Origin of the sequence: Bianquea renquensis (assembly GCF_014384895.1) — a bacterium.
Lineage (GTDB): Bacteria > Bacillota > Clostridia > Lachnospirales > Bianqueaceae > Bianquea > Bianquea renquensis.
On sequence record NZ_JACRSQ010000092.1, the window covers coordinates 1 to 1,051 of the forward strand.

Annotated in this window: 2 protein-coding genes; both read left to right on the forward strand. The window is 48.1% G+C overall.

Translation table 11 applies throughout. From position 1 onward, the window contains the following. Window positions 1-229: 229 nt before the first annotated feature. Window positions 230-652, forward strand: coding sequence for an RNA polymerase sigma factor (locus H8730_RS17370; protein WP_249290306.1), 423 nt, complete (start codon window positions 230-232; stop codon window positions 650-652). 265 nt (window positions 653-917) lie between these two features. Further along, a partial coding sequence (locus H8730_RS18170; protein ID WP_430385405.1) for a DUF6870 family protein occupies window positions 918-1,051 on the forward strand: 134 nt, incomplete at its 3' end.

The window sequence follows — 1,051 nt, forward strand, 5'->3', positions numbered from 1 at the left end:
TACCAAATGAAATTTTATTTGCTTATTATTTGTCCGCGTCATCATAAGTAAATCCCCCTCACATTTCTTTTATTTTACCATAATGAGCGGGTGAAGAATAGGGTTTGTCAACAGCTCGAAGTTGGCCCGAAGTTCATAATAAACTGAGACAGCCTTTCCCCGCTGCCGATCTCCGCCCTGCTCCATTCGATTTACGTATCCAACCCAAAAACCGAATGGAGGACAAGCTATGAAAATCATCAATCTGCGGGACTATTACCCGTTCTATACGCAGGATACTCTTTTGGAAGTTTCGGATGAAGTTGCCGAGGCGCTGGCAGACGCCGAAAGATCGGAACGGAATCATATACGCCGTATGTTCTACAACAAAGCGCAGTTTTCCCTCGACGCGGAGGACGGGATTGAAGCGTCGGCAATCGAGTGCCATATTCTTTCGCCGGAAGCGGTGCTCGATCTCATGGAGCGGCATTGTCGCTTGTGCAGGGCTTTGAATGAACTGCCAGAAATCCAAGGCCGCCGGGTAGAAGCGCACTACTTATTGGGGAAAAGCGTTCAGGAAATCGCCAAAGAAGAAGGTGTCAGCGAGATTGCTGTCCATAAAGCAATACGGAAGGGATTGGAAGCCATGAAAAAATTTTTAAAAAATATGTAGTTTGGGGGTTAATTTTCTGCCCCTAAATCTCACGGTATATGAGAGGAAGTTTTTTTCTCTCTTACAATATACCGGGTAAGGGATGAACACGCTGGGATTTTTACTGTCCTATGACGGCTCAAACGTGTACAGCGTGTTTCCCTGCCGCGCTTCCATCCGAGGCGCGGTCAAGGAGAACGGGTGGCGCTTCGGCGTTGCCCGTTCTCTTTTCCCCGGCGCTCAGAACGGAGGATAAGCTATGATAAGCCAAGCTGCATTGGAGCAAATGAAAAGTGTTGATCTTCGCACAGTGAATAAGGCCGCTTTGCCGGATGTCAGCGGCTTTGCGCTGGATACCCGCCTTTCCCCGGAAGAAAGAGCGGCGCGAATTATGAAACAGGTGAAAAATCCGTATTGTTT

Bases quoted from the DNA above. Each gene is read 5' to 3' on its own strand.
- H8730_RS17370 (WP_249290306.1), top strand. From the start codon at position 230: ATGAAAATCATCAATCTGCGGGACTATTACCCGTTCTATACGCAGGAT.